The organism is Butyrivibrio sp. MC2013 (genome assembly GCF_000424585.1).
Taxonomy (GTDB): domain Bacteria; phylum Bacillota; class Clostridia; order Lachnospirales; family Lachnospiraceae; genus Butyrivibrio.
In genome coordinates this window covers 229,493-247,855 of sequence record NZ_AUKE01000004.1, presented here as the reverse complement: position 1 = coordinate 247,855, position 18,363 = coordinate 229,493, and the positions used below count along the sequence as shown (strand labels likewise).

At 46.1% G+C, this 18,363-nt stretch carries 10 protein-coding genes; 9 read left to right on the top strand and 1 reads right to left on the bottom strand.

Going from position 1 to position 18,363, the window contains the following annotated elements:
• Positions 1 to 96: 96 nt before the first annotated feature.
• Complete coding sequence (locus tag G636_RS0102515; protein ID WP_026506737.1) at positions 97 to 4,467, top strand: family 16 glycosylhydrolase; 4,371 nt, start codon at positions 97 to 99, stop codon at positions 4,465 to 4,467.
• Positions 4,468 to 4,688: 221 nt separating this feature from the next.
• Positions 4,689 to 6,290: a Na+/H+ antiporter NhaC family protein gene (locus G636_RS0102510; protein WP_026506736.1), complete on the top strand. Its 1,602-nt coding sequence runs from the start codon at positions 4,689 to 4,691 to the stop codon at positions 6,288 to 6,290.
• Between the two features lie 8 nt (positions 6,291 to 6,298).
• On the opposite strand, the gene G636_RS0102505 is transcribed toward G636_RS0102510, so the two are convergent.
• Entirely contained in the window at positions 6,299 to 7,198 is a 900-nt protein-coding gene (locus tag G636_RS0102505; protein WP_026506735.1) for an AraC family transcriptional regulator, read from the bottom strand.
• 226 nt (positions 7,199 to 7,424) lie between these two features.
• On the opposite strand from G636_RS0102505, the gene uxuA reads away from it, so the two are divergent.
• The 7 genes from uxuA (at position 7,425) to G636_RS0102470 (ending at position 18,153) form a co-directional block, all read left to right on the top strand.
• Positions 7,425 to 8,498: a mannonate dehydratase gene (gene uxuA, locus G636_RS0102500; RefSeq protein WP_026506734.1), complete on the top strand. Its 1,074-nt coding sequence runs from the start codon at positions 7,425 to 7,427 to the stop codon at positions 8,496 to 8,498.
• Positions 8,499 to 8,507: 9 nt separating this feature from the next.
• Positions 8,508 to 10,169: a mannitol dehydrogenase family protein gene (locus G636_RS0102495; protein WP_026506733.1), complete on the top strand. Its 1,662-nt coding sequence runs from the start codon at positions 8,508 to 8,510 to the stop codon at positions 10,167 to 10,169.
• Between the two features lie 232 nt (positions 10,170 to 10,401).
• Complete coding sequence (locus G636_RS17025; RefSeq protein ID WP_051226414.1) at positions 10,402 to 11,076, top strand: bifunctional 4-hydroxy-2-oxoglutarate aldolase/2-dehydro-3-deoxy-phosphogluconate aldolase; 675 nt, start codon at positions 10,402 to 10,404, stop codon at positions 11,074 to 11,076.
• A gap of 27 nt (positions 11,077 to 11,103) precedes the next feature.
• Positions 11,104 to 12,201, top strand: a complete 1,098-nt coding sequence (locus tag G636_RS0102485; RefSeq protein ID WP_026506732.1) for a sugar kinase — start codon at positions 11,104 to 11,106, stop codon at positions 12,199 to 12,201.
• 79 nt (positions 12,202 to 12,280) lie between these two features.
• On the top strand, positions 12,281 to 13,690 hold the full coding sequence (gene uxaC / locus G636_RS0102480) for a glucuronate isomerase (protein ID WP_026506731.1): 1,410 nt from the start codon (positions 12,281 to 12,283) through the stop codon (positions 13,688 to 13,690).
• A 170-nt stretch (positions 13,691 to 13,860) separates the two neighbouring features.
• On the top strand, positions 13,861 to 14,820 hold the full coding sequence (locus G636_RS0102475; protein ID WP_026506730.1) for an AraC family transcriptional regulator: 960 nt from the start codon (positions 13,861 to 13,863) through the stop codon (positions 14,818 to 14,820).
• 159 nt (positions 14,821 to 14,979) lie between these two features.
• Positions 14,980 to 18,153: a hypothetical protein gene (locus G636_RS0102470; RefSeq protein ID WP_026506729.1), complete on the top strand. Its 3,174-nt coding sequence runs from the start codon at positions 14,980 to 14,982 to the stop codon at positions 18,151 to 18,153.
• The last annotated feature ends 210 nt before the right edge of the window (positions 18,154 to 18,363 follow it).

Genomic DNA, 18,363 nt, shown 5'->3' with positions numbered 1-18,363 from the left:
ATAATAAAAATAAAGCACTGAAAAAAGAAATGCGCCTCCTTTAGAATTAGATTCAATGATGGTTATTGGATCTATTTTGAAGGAGGTGCATTTTTTATGAAAAAGCGGAACGGTAAGAGCAGACTGGCGCTGGCGATCGCCTTTGCTCTTTCTCTGTCGTCACCTGTGACGGCAGGTCTGCAGTCTTTGGCAGCACAGGGACCTGTCAACGAAGAGTTACTGGTACCTTTTGGCCAGGTAGCTGATTACAATGAGGACCAGGGTATCGGCTTTGTATGGGGGGCAGCAGGATACGACCTGTATACTGTCACAATTTCCTGCGAAAAATTAGGCTACGAGAAAGTTTATGCTGATCAGACACTGGGATATCACTGGTATCCTGATGATTATGCAGACGGTGAGTACCTGATCGAGCTCCAGGGTCAGAGAGACGGAGAGCTGTCAGCAGCTGCTACAGCAACTGTTACTATTGGTAATCCTGCAGAGGAACCCGAGACTCCCGAAGAGCCTGAGATACCTCAGGAGCCTGAAACACCCGAAACACCCGAGACTCCTGAAACACCTGAAACACCCGAGACACCTGAGACTCCCGAGGAAGAGGATCTCTCCGGAATCGATTTTGAGACACTTGATCACAGTGTTGATTATATCGACGGTGGTACTAATGTAACTGTTGAATATAAGGGCGTTAAGGCTATTGTAACAGGAAGCGACTGGGGTAATGACTGGGGAAATGATTCTCATTGGCAGATCCAGCTCAAAGAAGTCATCTCCACTCCTACAGTTGAGAAATATGATGTTTCCTTCAATATCAGTTCTGAAGTTGAAAGAGAAGCATTTGTAAAGCTTGGTGATCTTCATAATGACGGTACTGTTTATGCAGAACAGTCTATACAGGTTCCTGCAGGCAAGACCAAGGTCAGCATCACCACAGATAAAGAAGTAGATATTGATGATATGATGGTCCTCTTTGCACTTGGCAGCAAGTGGGGCAGTGACCAGAATACCATGGTGATCTCTAATCTTAAGGTAACTCCTCACAAGGAAGCAGGAGTTAAGGAAGGTGCTATCAGCCTGGCAGATGCTGAAACAGAGCTTTATGTTGGCAGTGACTGGGCGGGAACCAATGCAGATGTCAAGGAGACAGGCACAAAAGCTAATTTCACTGTTGGCAGCTATGGTTGGAACGGCGAATGGGGTCTTCAGTATATCATTCACAATCTTGGACTGGTAGCTGGTGAGACCTACACAGTATCCGCTGATCTGACATCTTCCATAGACAAGAAAGTCAGGATCAAGCTGGATGATAACGGACATATCTATGATACAGTTGATATGCCTGCCGGTGAAGTTTATGAGTACAGCAAGGAAGTGACTGTAGGTGATATGGCTAACAATAACCTCTATTTTGCACTTGGTGCTATGGACGGTGAAGCAGCCAATCTTACAGGATCTCTCGTTATCGAGAACCTGAGAATCTGTGATTCTAAAGGCAACTATATCACACTTGGCGGCGGAACAGCAGTTGGAGCCAAGGGACCTGAGTATGATTTCTCAGCCGAGGACAATGCACTTTATGACTATGCTGATCCCGGAAGAAGCAAAGACGGTTATACTCTGATCTGGGCAGACGAGTTTGATGGCAACTACGGTGATGACACAGTTGATGCTAATACAGGTCTTGACCTTAATAACTGGGGCTATCAGCTGGGTGATGGAAGTACTGACTGCGGTAATGGCGGTTGGGGCAACAACGAGCTTGAGTGCTACACCAGTGATGCCAAGAATATCTCTGTAAACGAAGACCTTGATGGAGACGGTGAAGGCGACGGACTTCTTCGTCTGACAGCTTCCTATGAGAAGAATGGTTATACCTACGCTTCAGAGAGCAAGAAGAATTACACATCCGCAAGGATCCGTACTACAACACATACACAGGAACTCTTCAATTCTACATACGGATACATTGAAGGAAGAATATCACTTCCTCAGACAGCCGGTGCTTGGCCTGCATTCTGGATGCTGCCTCAGAGCACAGCTATTTATGGCGGATGGCCTGTATCCGGTGAGATCGATATCCTGGAGACTACAGGTACTCAGAGCAATCAGGCTTGCTCAACATTGCACTGGGGCGTTCCCAGCCATGTATATAAGGGAAGCGGCTACACAGCACTGAATTCTGATGTAAGATACTTCCATACATACGCAGTAGATTGGGAGCCCGGCAAGATGACCTTCTATTATGACGGTCAGGAGATCTACTCCTCCAGCAACTGGGCAAGCACCATTCCCGGAGCATCTGATACACTTGGATTTGATGCACCTTTTGATGCACCTTTCTACATGATCCTGAACCTGGCTGTTGATAGCGGACAGTTCGGCGGATCAGCCAATAAGGCAAAGTTCCAGGATGATATCAACATGTATGTTGACTACATCCGTTGCTTCCAGAAAACAGACGGTTATCCGGATGCAGTTGTAAAGACGGCTGACGGCTCTGCTCTTAAGGATTGGACAGAGTTCCAGGGAATCAATCAGATCGCAGAGATCACAGCTGATAACTTGGATGTAACAGGCGGCGGACACAATGACAGCGCTGCAGCAGGAAGCGGCAAATGGTATCTTTCCAACCAGGATAATGCTGCTGCTACAGCAGAGACAGTAACAGATGCTGCAGGCAAGACCTGGGCTAAGGTTGATATATCATCTCAGGGCAATCAGGACTACGGCGTACAGTTGATCGGTCACTATGATGCCAAGAAGGGATATGTATACAAGGTATCCTATGATGCATACGCAGAAGGCGGCATGGTAGGTAAGCAGGTTAACTGCGATTCCAAGGAGTATGCAGGTTGGAGCACATATGGTGTTCAGACATTTACTCTTGGAGATTCACCTGCATCTAATTCCTTTATCTTCCAGCAGTCTGAAGATTTTGACAACTGCCGTATTGAGTTCAATATCGGTGGACAGGGAACAGGTACAGTATATGTATCAAATGTTAAGGTTGAGATTGTTGATCCTGAGCTGATCGGAGCTACAGATCCTTCCGGAGCACATGGCGTAACAGCTGATGGCAACATGGTATTCAATGGAACATTTGACCAGGGCAATAACCACACAGGTTACTGGGCAGTAGTAGGTGGAACTACACTTAATGTTCCCAGATACACAACTGAGGCACTTAAGGATTCTGATGTAAGAGTCAAGGATATTGCTTCCATGACCAACTACGAGCAGATCGCAGACGGAATCAAGTACTATGAGCGTAGAGGACAGGTTGCCGCTGAGGCAGGCGTTCCTACAATCTATCAGCCCGGCATCAAGATGACCGCTGATACATACACAGTTGCATTTGATATGTATTCAGAAACAGATTCAGCTGTTAAGGCTGCTATCTACTCTGTAAATACAGCTGAGGATGGAACTGTAACACTGGGCAAGGAGCTTGCAAGCGCAAAGGCTGCATATAAGGCTGGAGACGGCGTAAGAAGATATGCTCTGTCCATGACAACATCAGAAGATCTCTCTAATGGAGCTCTGGTACTGAGCTTTGCAAAGGGTACATCTGTTCAGATCGATAATGTAGTGATGAAGGGTGAGAACCAGGCTTCTACAGTAAGTGAGCATCCCATTGATGAGACTATCACCTGGACAGGAGATAATGGTGCAGGTTCTGCTATTGCTCTTGAAGAAGCAGATGGTGTTATCACCATGAGAGGAATCACCAGCGGCGGTACATGGTATTCACCTCAGCTGGGCAGCAGCAACTTCTCAGTACAGGCTAGCCAGAAGTATAAGCTGACCTTTGATTACAAGTTTACAGGTACCAACAACGGTAAGTTCAAATATATCGTTCAGGAGAACGGCGGAAGCTGGACAGTGGCTCATGATATCGTTGAAGTGGATTCCAACGGTCAGACAGCAGACGAAGATGGATACATCTCTTATGAGACAGTATTTACTTCAAACGCAACTCTTGATGATTGTCACTTTGATTTCGGCTTTGGTGACAGCCAGGCCAGCGATGCTACATTCTCTTTCAAGAATATCCATATGGATCTTGTTAAGGAAGCTAGCGAAGGCGGCAGCACAGATAACGATGATACAGTTGATGATGATCTCTTTGTTCAGAATCCTGTAGATCCTGAACCTACAGATCCTACAGAACCCGGAACAGAAGAGCCTGTAGATCCCGAACCTACAGATCCTACAGATCCTGAGCCTACAGATCCTACAGATCCCGAGCCCACAGATCCTACAGATCCTGAGCCTACAGATCCTACAGATCCTGAGCCCACAGATCCCACAGATCCTGAGCCTACAGATCCTGAACCTACAGATCCCGGACATCACCATGTTCCTCAGCCTGTAGTAGTGATCGTAAAGGTAGTGGTTAAGGTTGTTAAGACTGTTGTTAAGGCAATTTCTTCCATCTTAAAGGGACTCTTCGGTTTTAGATGGTAAATAAGTAAACCTCATAAAGATATAGTAATAGCGGAGGGGTGCATAGATTTCTATGCACCTCTTTGTATATTAGATTATCTAGTTGCTGTATCGCGATTATTATTGGTTAGTGAACAGTTAGTTGTATTGAAAAGAATAATTATTTTTCTAATGCATCTTGCTTGTAACACGTTACTACACTAAAATCTTTATTAGGTATTTATTTAGATAAGGGGGAAGAGATGGATAAAAGAAATCGTTATTACCTGGTACATATTGTTTTGTTTTGTGTGATGGTAGCACTAATGGCAGTGGCTGCAGTGGCTACCAATGCGGATACTGTTCAGGAGTCTTTCTGGGCGCTTGTTCCGCCGCTTATCGCCATTATACTGGCGTTGATATCCAAAGAAGTATACAGCTCTCTCTTTTTGGGAGTAGTAGCGGGAGCTCTTCTATATTCTGATTTTAATGTCGAAGCAGGAGTGAATCACCTTTATACAAATGGTCTCAGAGCAGTGCTCAGTGATGAGTACAATGTGGGTATACTCTGCTTTCTTGTGATCTTGGGTGTCATGGTAGCGCTCATGAACAAAGCGGGCGGCTCTGCTGCTTTTGGAGAATGGGCTTCTAAGCATATAAAGAGCAGAGTGGGAGTGCAGCTGGCTACTATCGCGCTGGGTGTGCTGATCTTTATTGATGATTATTTTAACTGTCTCACAGTGGGAAGCGTTATGAGACCTGTTACTGACAAGTATAAGGTATCAAGAGCAAAGCTTGCATATCTTATTGATGCAACCGCAGCTCCTGTGTGTATTATTGCACCTATCAGCTCCTGGGCTGCTGCAGTTTCCGGCTTTGTCGAAGGTGAGAACGGCATTGGCCTCTTTGTAAAGACCATTCCTTATAATTTCTATGCACTCCTAACTATTATCATGATGGTATCCATAGTGGTCTTTAAGGCTGACTATGGCCCTATGGCCAGGTTTGAACTGGAGGCAGCTGAGAAGGGGGATGTATTTGGTCATGGCAAGCAGAAAGAGGGTGCAGATTCTGAGGATGATATCAAGGGAAAAGGAACTGTGCTTGATCTGATCCTGCCAGTTGTTGCTCTGATCGTATGCTGTATATTTGGAATGATCTATACCGGCGGCTTCTTTGAAGGCGAGAGCTTTATCAATGCTTTTGCAGGAAGTGATGCTTCTGTTGGTCTTGTATATGGTTCCTTTGCAGGTATGATCCTGACCATCAGCTGGTATTTCATAAGGAGAGTACTGAGCTTTAGAGATTGTATGGAATGCATTCCTGAGGGCTTCAAATCAATGGTACCTGCCATACTGATCCTGACACTGGCATGGAGCCTTAAGTCTATGACAGATTCTCTTGGAGCCAAAGAGTATGTGGCAGCTTTGGTAGAGCATTCTGCAGGCAGTATGCTGGTGATCCTGCCCGGCATTATCTTCCTTGTAGCTTGTTTCCTTGCCTTTGCTACAGGTACCAGCTGGGGTACATTTGGTATTCTCATACCTATTGTAGTTACTATTTTCTCAGGTGTGGATGATACTATGATGATCATCTCCATGTCTGCATGTATGGCAGGCGCTGTATGCGGTGATCATTGCTCGCCTATATCCGATACCACTATCATGTCATCTGCAGGTGCCAAGTGCAATCATATCGATCATGTATCCACTCAGATGCCCTATGCTATGACTTGTGCAGCCATTTCCTTTATCACTTATTTGCTGGCTGGTATTACGAGGTCGGCGTGGATATCTCTTCCTGTGGGAATTATCTTGACAGTAGGCTTCTGCATCCTTATGGGTAGTAGGAACAAGCAGAATTAATAATTGTTTTATTCCATATTCATGGTATAAATATCCCTATATTCCTTTGGGGACATACCGTATTCCTTTTTAAAGGCTTTGAAAAAAGCTGAATAATCTTTAAAGCCGCACATGAGATATGCTTTGGTGATCTCAGTGCCTGACATTATGGCGTCTCTCGATAATGAGAGACGCTTTTTTAATATATATTGATGGACAGAGATGCCCAGATTGTCTTTAAAAATATGAGCAATATGGAACTTGCTGGCATAGCAGGCAGCGGCCAAAGCATCCAGACTGATGTCCTCATCTATGTGCTCTTCGATATATGACAGGAGATTCTGATATAATGAGTGCTCTTCTTTAGGACTGTTTGGATGGTCCAGCTCGTATACATAGCGGTTGATGCTAAAAACCAGATCATTTACCAACAGGCAGGAGCGGGCATCCCTGCCAAAGCGGTCTGACCTGAGTTCTTCTATGAGGCTGAAAATCCGGCTTCGAAGCTCATTAAAGGTGAATATATCAAAATGATAAATGTATTTCTTTTTGATAGATGCCTGCTGCATTACATAGCCGTAGCTTCCTGACAATTTCATAAGGTCTGTCAGATAATCTTTGCTGATCCAAAAGACGAAACGTCTATAGGGACTAACAGTAGTTTGTCCTTTATTATCGGGCGCTGATATCACGCTTAGTCTGTGCTTTTGGTGGGGAGGTATCAGGATCATATCTCCGGGAGTCAGTCTTACTTTGGCTCCGCCAACTTCCATTTCCACATTACCCTCCAGGAAAAAATAAAACTCATAATAATCATGTGCATGGTATCGTACATTTTGGAGGTCTCTGTCACTGTAATAATATATCTCGAAATCCTTAGAAAGCATGTACTGGCGTGTGCTAAAGGTTGTCTGGAGGTTTTTCTTCATATTCCTATCTCTTTCCATCCGCTGGTTAAAAGGATATTTTGTCATACAGTCCCGCGTATATATAATAATAGTTTACTGGCACAAGTTTTGCAATGTGTACAACAATCTCTGCAATTCTGCTTCCTGATTCTCTTTAATATACTCCTATTAGCATATACGTTAATGAACTGCCTTTGATAAGGCTCTTATCTGTTATATCAAAGGCGTGTTAAGAGGAGGAAATCTTATGGAGATGACACTTAGATGGTATGGAACGGGCTTTGATACTGTGACTTTGGAACAGATCAGGCAGATTCCCGGGGTAAAGGGTGTGATCACAACGCTTTATGATACTCAGCCCGGAGATGTATGGACAAGGGAGAGGATTCGCGCTCTTAAGGATGAAGTAGAGGCTGCAGGTATGCATATTGCAGGCATTGAGAGCGTCAATGTTCATGATGCGATCAAGATAGGCAGCCCTGACAGGGACCGTTATATCGAAAACTATATCAAATGCCTGGAGAATCTTGGCCAGGAAGATATACATATGGTCTGCTACAACTTTATGCCTGTTTTTGACTGGACCAGAACTGAACTGGCAAGAAAGAGATGGGACGGCTCAACGGTGCTTGCATATACACAAAAGGCTGTAGATGCGCTGGTACCGGAAGAGATGTTTGATTCCATTGCAGGTGATATGAACGGCTCTATCATGCCTGGCTGGGAGCCTGAGAGGCTGGCTCATGTCAAAGAACTCTTTGAGATGTATAAGGATGTGGATGATGAGAAGCTCTTTGCTAACCTGAAATACTTTTTGGAGCGCATCATGCCTACCTGTGACAAGTACGACATCAACATGGCTATTCATCCTGATGACCCTGCATGGAGCGTATTTGGGCTGCCCAGGATCATCATCAATAAGGAGAATATCCTGCGCATGATGAAGATGGTGGATAACCCTCATAATGGCGTGACTTTCTGCTCCGGTTCCTATGGTACCAATCTGGAGAATAACCTGCCGGATATGATCCGTTCCCTTAAGGGCAGGATACATTTTGCCCATGTCAGAAATCTGAAATTCAACTCGACTGATGATTTTGAGGAAGCTGCTCATCTGTCTTCCGATGGCTCTTTTGACCTGTATGAGATCATGAAGGCTCTCTATGATATAGGCTTTGACGGACCTATTCGCCCTGATCATGGCAGGATGATCTGGGGAGAAAAGGCTATGCCGGGATACGGCCTCTATGACAGAGCACTGGGAGCTGCATATCTGAACGGTCTCTGGGAAGCAATAGATAAGGCACATAAGAGGGGATGATAGGTGGTCATGAAGCTTAATGAGAAAAGTATAAGGGAAAGAAATCTCTGGGAAGAGAAGGGCTATAAGCTCCCTTCCTATGACAGGGAGAAAATGATATATCAGACGGTTAAAGCCCCCCTTTGGGTGCACTTTGGAGCAGGTAATATCTTCAGGGCTTTCCATGCTGCGGCAGCTGACAGGCTTTTGGAAGCGGGCGTCATAGACAGGGGTATCACTGTGGTCGAGGGCTATGATTATGAGATCATAGATAAGGCATACAGGCCTGCGGACAACTATTCCATCCTGGTTACGTTAAAGTCAGACGCCGCCGTCAATAAGACAGTAGTGGGGGCTATAGCTGAGTCCTGTAAGTTGGACAGTACAAATGTCGCAGAGATGGGCAGATTAAAAGAGATATTTGAAGAAGGCTCTCTGCAGCTTGCCACATTTACCATCACAGAAAAAGGCTACTGCCTAAAGGGGTCCGCTGGTGCCTATCAGCCTGAGGTTTTAGAAGACTTTGAAAATGGACCCAGCCACTGCGTCAGCTATATGGGAAAGGTGGCAGAGCTTTTATATGCACGCTTTATGGCTGGTGCAAAGCCTATTGCCATGGTAAGTACAGACAACTGCTCCCATAACGGAGATAAGTTAAAGCAGGCTATGACAGAATTTGCAGATAAATGGGAGAGTGGCGGAAAGGCAAAGAAGGGCTTTGCTGCGTATGTTAATGACAGCTCCAAGGTGTCTTTTCCCTGGACCATGATCGATAAGATCACACCAAGACCTGATCCGGAAGTGGAAAAAATGCTAAGGGACGACGGCCTTGAAGGCCTAGAGCCTGAGGTCACATCAAAGAATACCTATGTGGCGCCCTTTGTAAATGCAGAGGAGACAGAGTATCTGGTCATAGAGGACTCATTTCCAAACGGAAGACCTGATCTGGAGAAGGCAGGATTTATCCTGACTGACAGGGAGACTGTGGACAAGGTAGAGAGGATGAAGGTCTGCACCTGTCTCAACCCCCTGCATACTGCACTGGCAGTATTTGGCTGCCTTTTGGGTTACAAGAAGATATCTGATGAAATGAAGGATAATGACCTGATACAGCTTGTAGATATCCTTGGCTATAAGGAAGGCCTGCCTGTGGTTACAGATCCGGGAGTCCTCTCTCCAAGGGAATTCATAGATACTGTGGTAAAGGTAAGGCTACCCAATCCCTTCATGCCTGACACTCCACAAAGGATAGCAACGGATACTTCCCAAAAGCTCTCTATCAGATATGGTGAGACTATCAAAAATTACATAAAAGACGGAAGGGATATTACAGGCTTAAAGGCTATACCTCTGGTATTTGCAGGCTGGCTCAGATATCTGATGGCAGTAGATGATGAGGGCAGTAGCTTTGAACTGTCCCCGGATCCTATGCTGGAAGAGCTTACCGATCATATGTCAGCATTTGCAGTAGATGACAAGGCCATTTATTCGCCGGAAGGAGATAAAGCCGTCGTATCTCGGGAAGCTTTAGCTGATGCAAGGGCCGGGCTTAGCAGCATCCTGACAGATGAGAGGATATTTGGCATTGATCTTGAAGCTACTTGTATGGCTGATACAGTGACAGAGCTGTTTATAAAGATGACACGGGGGAAAGGCGCAGTGAGAGCTGTGCTGAGAGAGTGGCTCAGCTGAGATAATACTTTGGCCAGGAGAATATCTTACCTGATTCATATGGGGCAAAAGATCTATATATAAAATAATCAAGATAACCCACCACCTTTAGGTGGTGGGAATATCTTGATTACGGGTGCGGGGTTATAAGCCCCGTACCCGTAGAACTGCGTCAGCAGTGATTTTATAACGAGCAAAAAGCGAAGCGTTTGCGAGTTTAACGATCAGTATTACAAGAGAGGAATATAAACAGATGAATGAAATAATAGAAGGAATAGGACAGATAGGCATTATCCCGGTCCTGGTAATAGAGGATGCAGAAGATGCGATCCCTTTGGGCAGAGCGCTTATAGATGGAGGTCTTCCTGCGGCAGAGGTGACCTTCAGGACAAAAGCTGCAGAGGATGCTATCAGGAGCTTGTCCGAAAACTATCCTGAGATGCTCGTAGGTGCCGGGACAGTGCTCACTACTGAACAGGTGGACAGGGCAGTAGAAGCAGGCGCACGCTTTATAGTAAGCCCCGGTCTTAATCCCAAGGTTGTGGATCATTGCATGGAAAAAGGGATCACTATAATCCCGGGCACTTGTAATCCCTCTAATATCGAAGAAGCGCTTGAGCATGGCCTTGATGTGGTCAAATTCTTTCCTGCAGAAGCAGCAGGTGGTCTGAAATATATAAGGGCAGTGGCTGCGCCTTATACCGGTGTGAGATTCATGCCAACAGGCGGCATAAATGCGTCAAATGTCAGGGAGTATCTGGAGTATGACCGTATCCTGGCCTGCGGTGGCAGCTGGATGGTAAAAGGGGAGCTTATAGAATCCGGTGATTATGACAGGATAAGAGAGCTGACCAGAGAAGCAGCGGAGCTTGTCAGAGAGATCAGGGGCTGTGTTCAAAAGCAGGAATGTATGTGCCTGAAAGCATAATAAATAGTTATTCTAGGGAGGATCAAGATGGATTTACAGTTTAAGGATAAATCGGAGTGCAGATATGACGCGCTGTCACTGGGAGAAGTGATGCTGCGCCTGGATCCCGGTGAAGGCAGGATACGTACTGCCAGAAGCTTTAGGGTATGGGAAGGCGGAGGAGAGTACAATGTGGTCAGAGGCCTTAGAAGATGCTTTGGCATGAGGAGCGGCGTACTTACAGCCTTTGCAGATAATGAACTGGGAAGGCTCATGGAGGATCTCATACTCCAGGGTGGCGTTGATACTTCTCTTATCAAATGGATGAAGACAGATGGAATTGGGCGTATCTGCAGAAACGGTCTTAATTTCACAGAGAGAGGCTTTGGCATCAGGGGAGCAGTGGGCTGCTCTGACAGAGCAGGTACAGCTATATCTAAAGCGACTGCTAAGGATTGGGACCTGGATCATATTTTTGGAGAGCTGGGTGTAAGAGTATTACATACAGGCGGTATATATGCTGCGCTGTCAGAGACATCCTCGCAGACAGTCATCGACGTGATAAAGGCTGCAAAGAAATATGGCACTTTGGTATCCTATGATCTTAACTATCGTCCTTCTATGTGGAGCGCTATCGGAGGCATTGATAAAGCAAGAGAAGTCAATAAAGAGATAGCACGCTACGTGGATATCATGATCGGTAACGAAGAAGACTTTACCGCATGCCTTGGCTTTGAGGTAGAGGGCAATGATGCGGACCTTAAAGAGCTCAATGTAGAGGGCTATAAGAAGATGATAGGTGAAGTTGTAAAGACCTATCCCAATATGAAGTGTATAGCTACTACCTTAAGGACTGTTAAAACTGCTACTGTCAATGACTGGAGCGCTTTGTGCTGGGCCGACGGTGAGATATATAAGGCAAGGGACTATAAGGATCTGGAGATCATGGACAGGGTAGGAGGAGGAGACTCTTTTGCATCCGGTCTGCTCTACGGACTCATGACTACAGCTGATCCGGAGAAAGCTGTGAACTACGGTGCTGCTCATGGAGCACTGGCAATGACTACTCCCGGTGATACCTCTATGGCTTCCTGCAAAGAGGTTGAAGCTTTGATGGGCGGCGCCGGTGCCAGGGTACAGAGATAGTATAGATCATTATGCGGAAATAAATTAATTCCCTGGCTTTGTTTGTCAGTGGAATAATAGAAAAAAAGAGGATGTTCAAATGAAGAAGTTTATGGATAAAGATTTTCTATTATCTAATGATACTGCAAGGCACCTCTATCATGATCTTTGCGAGGATCTGCCTATCATAGACTATCACTGCCATCTCTCTCCAAGAGAAATATATGAGGATGTGCGATATGACAATATCACAGAGCTCTGGCTGGGTGCCGATCACTATAAATGGCGCCAGATGCGCTGGGCAGGAGTGGAAGAAAGATATATCACAGGAGATGCTCCGGCCAAAGATAAGTTTATAAAATGGGCAGAGACTCTTGAAATGGCCATAGGCAATCCTTTGTATCACTGGTCTCATCTGGAGCTAAAAAAATACTTTGGCTATGAAGACATATTAAATACCGATACCGCTGAGCAGGTATGGGAGCTTACCAGAGGGAAGCTAAGGGACCCTTCGATGTCAGCAAGGAACCTTATAAGGGCATCTAAGGTTCAGGTGATATGTACCACAGATGATCCTATAGATTCCCTGGAATGGCACAGGAAGATCAGGAAGGATGCTTTTGAGGTGCAGGTTCTACCTGCATGGCGCCCGGATAAGGCTATGAATATAGACAAGGAGGGTTTTGCGGATTATATAGCAAGGCTTAGTGAAGTGTCAGGAGTTGATATCACAGACTTTGACAGCCTCCTGACTGCGCTGGATAAGCGTATGGACTTCTTTGCAGCAAATGGCTGCAAGGTATCCGATCATGGACTTTCCGGGATACACTATGAAGATCATACAGATGCTGAAGTAAATGCCATCATCAGGAAACGTCTTGAAGGCTCGGCTCTTACAGATCAGGAGATCAGAAAATACAGGGCGGCATTTATGCTCCATCAGGGAAGGGCTGCCCATAAAAGAGGCTTTGTGATGCAGCTTCACTATGGAGTCCAGAGGGACCTTAATAAGAGGATATACAGGGCACTGGGACCGGATGCAGGCATAGATGCTATAGGCGATAGCTCATCTGCTGTGGAAATGGGGCGCTTTCTAAATTCCCTTGAGGAGACGGGAGAACTGCCAAAGACCATTATTTATTCTCTTAACCCTAATGATAATGCTGCTATAGGGTCTGTCATAGGATGCTTCCAGGACAGCTCTTCTGTATCAAAGCTCCAGCACGGCGCTGCCTGGTGGTTTAATGATCACAAGGAGGGGATGACAGAGCAGTTAAAGAGCCTGGCCAGTCTGGGCCTTCTTGGACATTTTATTGGTATGCTCACAGACTCCAGAAGCTTTACTTCATATACCAGACATGAGTACTTCCGTAGGATCATGTGTGACCTCATAGGGGTCTGGGTTGAAAATGGAGAGTATCCTGCAGACGAGAAACGTCTGGAAGCAATAGTAAAAGGTATCAGCTACTATAATGCCAAAAATTATTTTGACTTCTGTTGTAATAAGTGAAGATACTCTTAAGACGGGGGCGGCTTATGTGTCCAATACGGGGACGCTCTCGCTCTGCACGCCAGCGCAGCGGTACTAACCGTATATGGTGAAAGATTGATGAAAAAGCTGTAGAATGGGGGAAGGCAGTCTGATAAACGCCTATTGAAGGCGAAAGAGGGGACAAGCATTTGCATCAGCTGATCATATCAGAACTTCAGAAGGTTACCAAAGAGGAAGAAGAGATCCTTAAAGGGCGCAGGCAGGTGGATAATACCATTTATCAAAGCGGAGGGGATCAGATATATGAAGCCTCAAGGCTCCTGGAAGCGGGGGAGTTGATATCCATCAGAAAGCATACCAGATTTATAGCTTTTCCTGCACATACACACAATTATGTGGAAGTTATGTATGTATGCAGCGGCATGGTCCATCACAGGATCAATGGCAGGGATCTGTATCTTCGACAAGGTGAGCTTCTGTTTATGAGTCAGAATGCCGTGCAGGAGATAGAGGAGGCTGGTCGGGATGACCTGGCTGTGAATTTTATCATTCTTCCCGAATTCTTTGATGCAGTCCTTCCCATGATAGATATGGATGAGAATCCTCTAAGGAATTTTGTGATAGAGTGCCTTAGAGGGGAGCAGGCCAGCAGTAGTTATATACATTTCAAGGTGGCTGATATACTCCCTGTCCAGAATTTGGTGGAGAATCTGATCTGGACACTTATGAATAGGCAGAATTCTGATAACAGTATCAATAAGATCACCATGGGGCTATTATTCCTCCAACTTCTGGAATATACAGGAGCTTCTGACATAGAGTCGGAGGATGAGGGACATAAGCTTGTTATGACAGTACTTGGATATATAGAGGAGCATTACAGAGATGGCAGCATAAATGATCTGGCAAAGAGGCTTCATTACAATCTCTACTGGCTCTCCAAGGAGATCAAAAAGCGCAGCGGTCACACATATACTGAGTTATTGCATAACAAAAGATTATCCAGGGCTGCGTATCTTCTCACCGGCACTTCAATGCCTGTTGCTGATATAGGTGCTGCGGTTGGATATGAGAATATGGGATACTTTCATAGGATTTTTAAGGAAAGGTACGGGATGACTCCCAAGAAGTACAGAGACCGAAAATAAGCGCGGTAAAGAGCCGGTTTATTCTTCTGTTTGCCATGGCAAAAAAGGACAGTTTTTTGAACAAAAAGCGTCCTTTTTTTATGCTCTTTTTTTGATACGATATCTTTGGAGAATTAAGGGATGACAAAGTCATGGAACGTTAAAGAAATGGGGGGTATTATGTTATATCATCAAGGAAAGAAGCTGACCAAAGAGCTATTTGAGAATCCCACTTCCCGGTACAGAGGGGCGCCATTTTGGGCATGGAATACAAAAATGACAAAGGATAATGTTAAGTTTATGACCTCTGTCATGCAGGATATGGGTATGGGAGGAGCTCACATACATTGCAGGACGGGAATGGCCAATGAATATCTGGGCGAAGAATATATGGACTTGGTCAGGACTGCTCATGAAGAATTTGCAAAGAAAGATATGCTGACCTGGCTCTATGATGAGGACAGATGGCCCTCAGGGGCAGCAGGGGGCCTGGTCACCAGGGATCATGCCAATAGGAGCAGGTACCTGGTATTTAGCAGAAAGGCTCCGGAAGTGCCTGTCAGTAAAGAAAATAACTACTGCACATCTGCAGAGGTGGTCTCAGGTGGTGAGAGAAAGCTCATTGCCAGATATGAAGTTAAGCTGGCAGATGGATATCTGGAGGGTTACAGGCTTCTAAAAGAAGGGGAGAGCGCCGCAGATAGCGGCAAAGAGTGGTATGCATATCTTGAGGTGTCCGGAGACAGCCCCTGGTTTAATGATCAGGCTTATGTGAATACCCTGGATAAGAAGGCTATAGACTGCTTTATAGAAACTACTCACGAGAGATATTACAAGACCCTGGGGGATAGCTTTGGTGGAGATGTTCCTGCTATTTTTACAGATGAACCTCAGTTTTCCTTCAAACGTAGGATGGGCTATGCACTTGATGAAAAGGATGTGACCATACCTTTTTCAGATGACTTTGAAGAAGATTTTACAAAAAGATACGGTCACAGCCTCCTTGAAGGACTTCCTGAGCTCTTCTGGGAAAAAGGAAAAGATGTTTATTCCCTGATCAGATACGAATATCATGACTTTGTGAGCGAACGCTTTACAGAAGCTTTTGCTGACAATATTGGCAGCTGGTGCAAAGAGCACGGGATACTGCTCACAGGACACATGATGGAAGAGCCTACCCTGACCTCGCAGACTGCAGCTCTTGGTGAAGCCATGCGTTCCTACAGATCCTTTGGCATGCCCGGAATAGATATGCTCTGCGACTTTAGAGAGTATACTACTGCAAAGCAGGCTCAGAGTGCAGCCAGGCAGTTTGGAGCTCCCGGTGTACTTAGTGAGCTATATGGTGTTACAGGCTATAACTTTGACTTTAGAGGACACAAGCTGCAGGGAGACTGGCAGGCAGCTCTGGGAGTGACAGTCAGGGTGCCGCATTTATCCTGGACTTCCATGGCAGGTGAAGCCAAGAGGGATTATCCTGCATCTATCAGCTATCAGTCACCCTGGTACAGGGAATATAAAGGAGTGGAAGATCATTTTGCACGCGTGGCTACTGCTATGACCAGGGGCAAAGCCAAGGTGCGAGTAGCTGTGATCCATCCTATCGAATCCTTCTGGCTATGCTGGGGCAATGATGAACAGACAGGAGATATCCGCAGACAAAGGGATGAGAATTTCACAGACCTGACCAAATGGTTGCTCTTTGGCCTGATGGATTTTGATTTTCTGGCAGAATCTCTGCTTCCCAGCCTGGAGATCAGGGTGACTAAGGACGCCCGCCTTAAGGTGGGAGAAATGACCTACGATATGGTCCTTATGCCTGACCTTATTACTGTCAGGTCTTCTACCCTGGACATACTTGAAGCCTTTGCAGCAGAGGGCGGGAAGGTGATAATAGCCGGTGCTGTACCAAAGCTGGTAGATGCCAGGCCTTCATACAGACCCTCTGCCCTGGCTGAGCTGGCAGTGAATGTTCCTTATCAGAAAATGGAGATACTAAGAGCCCTTGATCCATGCCGCAGCATAGATATCAGAAGGGATAATGGCACCAGGACCGATGATCTCATCTACCAGCTAAGAGACGACGGTGAAAGTAGCTGGCTCTTTATAGCCCATGGAGAGAAACCCGGAAATAAGGATGTTCCCAGAATGGAGAAGATCACTATAATCCTGCAGGGTCTATACAGGCTGACCTATTATGATACTCTGACAGGAGAGATATATCCTCTTAGCTGCAAATATGAAGGGGACAGGACTATCCTGGAGAGGCAGTGCTATGAGCATGACAGCCTGCTGCTAAGATTGGATCCTATGAGCACTGGTGTGGAGAATGCTATACTCTGCGGCGATATAACAGATGGATCAGAAGGGGCAGCGGCAGATAATGGGATTCTTTTCCCGGAATCGAAGGATAACAATTCCCAAAAGAGCATAGACATAGCATATCCGGAGTCTGCACAGGTGCAAACCGATGAGCTGAACGTGCTGCTCCTTGATATGGCTGAGAGCAGGCTGGATGATGAAGACTACAGACCAAAGGACGAGATACTTCGCATAGATAATCATTACAGGAGGCAGCTGGGCTATCCTCTTAGGATGGAAGCCTGGGCACAGCCCTGGGTCAATGATAAAGAGGAAATACCTGAGCATACTCTATACTTAAGATACAGCTTTAGATCCCATGTATCCGGAATCCCCGTAGATCTGGCAATGGAGCATCCGGAGGATACCAAGATAATCTTTAACGGAAGCGTAGTGACGGGCAAGGACCGGGGTAACTACGTGGACATGGATATCCACAGGATAGGCATTGGAGAGCTCATAGAAGGCATTAATGTGATAGAAGTATCTATGCCCTTTATAAAGGTGCAAAATGTGGAAGCTATGTATCTCCTTGGAAATTTCGGAGTAAATGTATACGGCTCTGAAGCAGAGATAGTGCCAGCTCCCGGCAGCATTCATTTCGGAGATATCAGCAGGCAGGGCTTTGCCTTCTATGGCGGCAACATATGCTATGAGAGCAAGGTGGATATACCGGCAGATGGCGAGCTGATGCTCAGCACCACATATTATAGCTGCCCTCTTATAGGGGTGGAGATAGATGGCAGGAAGGTGGGCAATATAGCCTATTCGCCTTATGAGATATCCCTTGGCAAGGTGTCAAAGGGGAGTCATACAATAAGACTTACCGCTTATGGCAACAGGATGAATACCTTTGGGCCTCTTCACCTATGTGACAAAAAAGATATATGGCAAGGGCCCAATGCCTGGAGAAGCGAGGGCAGCAGGTGGGCCTACGAATATCAGCTGCAGCCCACAGGCATCCTGAAGCGGCCGCGACTCTGGCTTTCGTGAGGTGACGCGGGGGCTGGCTTATGTGTCCAATTCGTGGACGCTCTCGCTCTGCACGCCAGCGCAGCGGTACTAACCGCCGCTTCGCGCCGCTAAGTGCCGGCGTGGCGTGACAGCCCCTCATTCGGACAGCATAAGCCAGCCCCGCTGTATACTCAAGTAATGCGAGTTGCAAGCAAGCAGGGGCGGCTTATGTGTCCAATTCGTGGACGC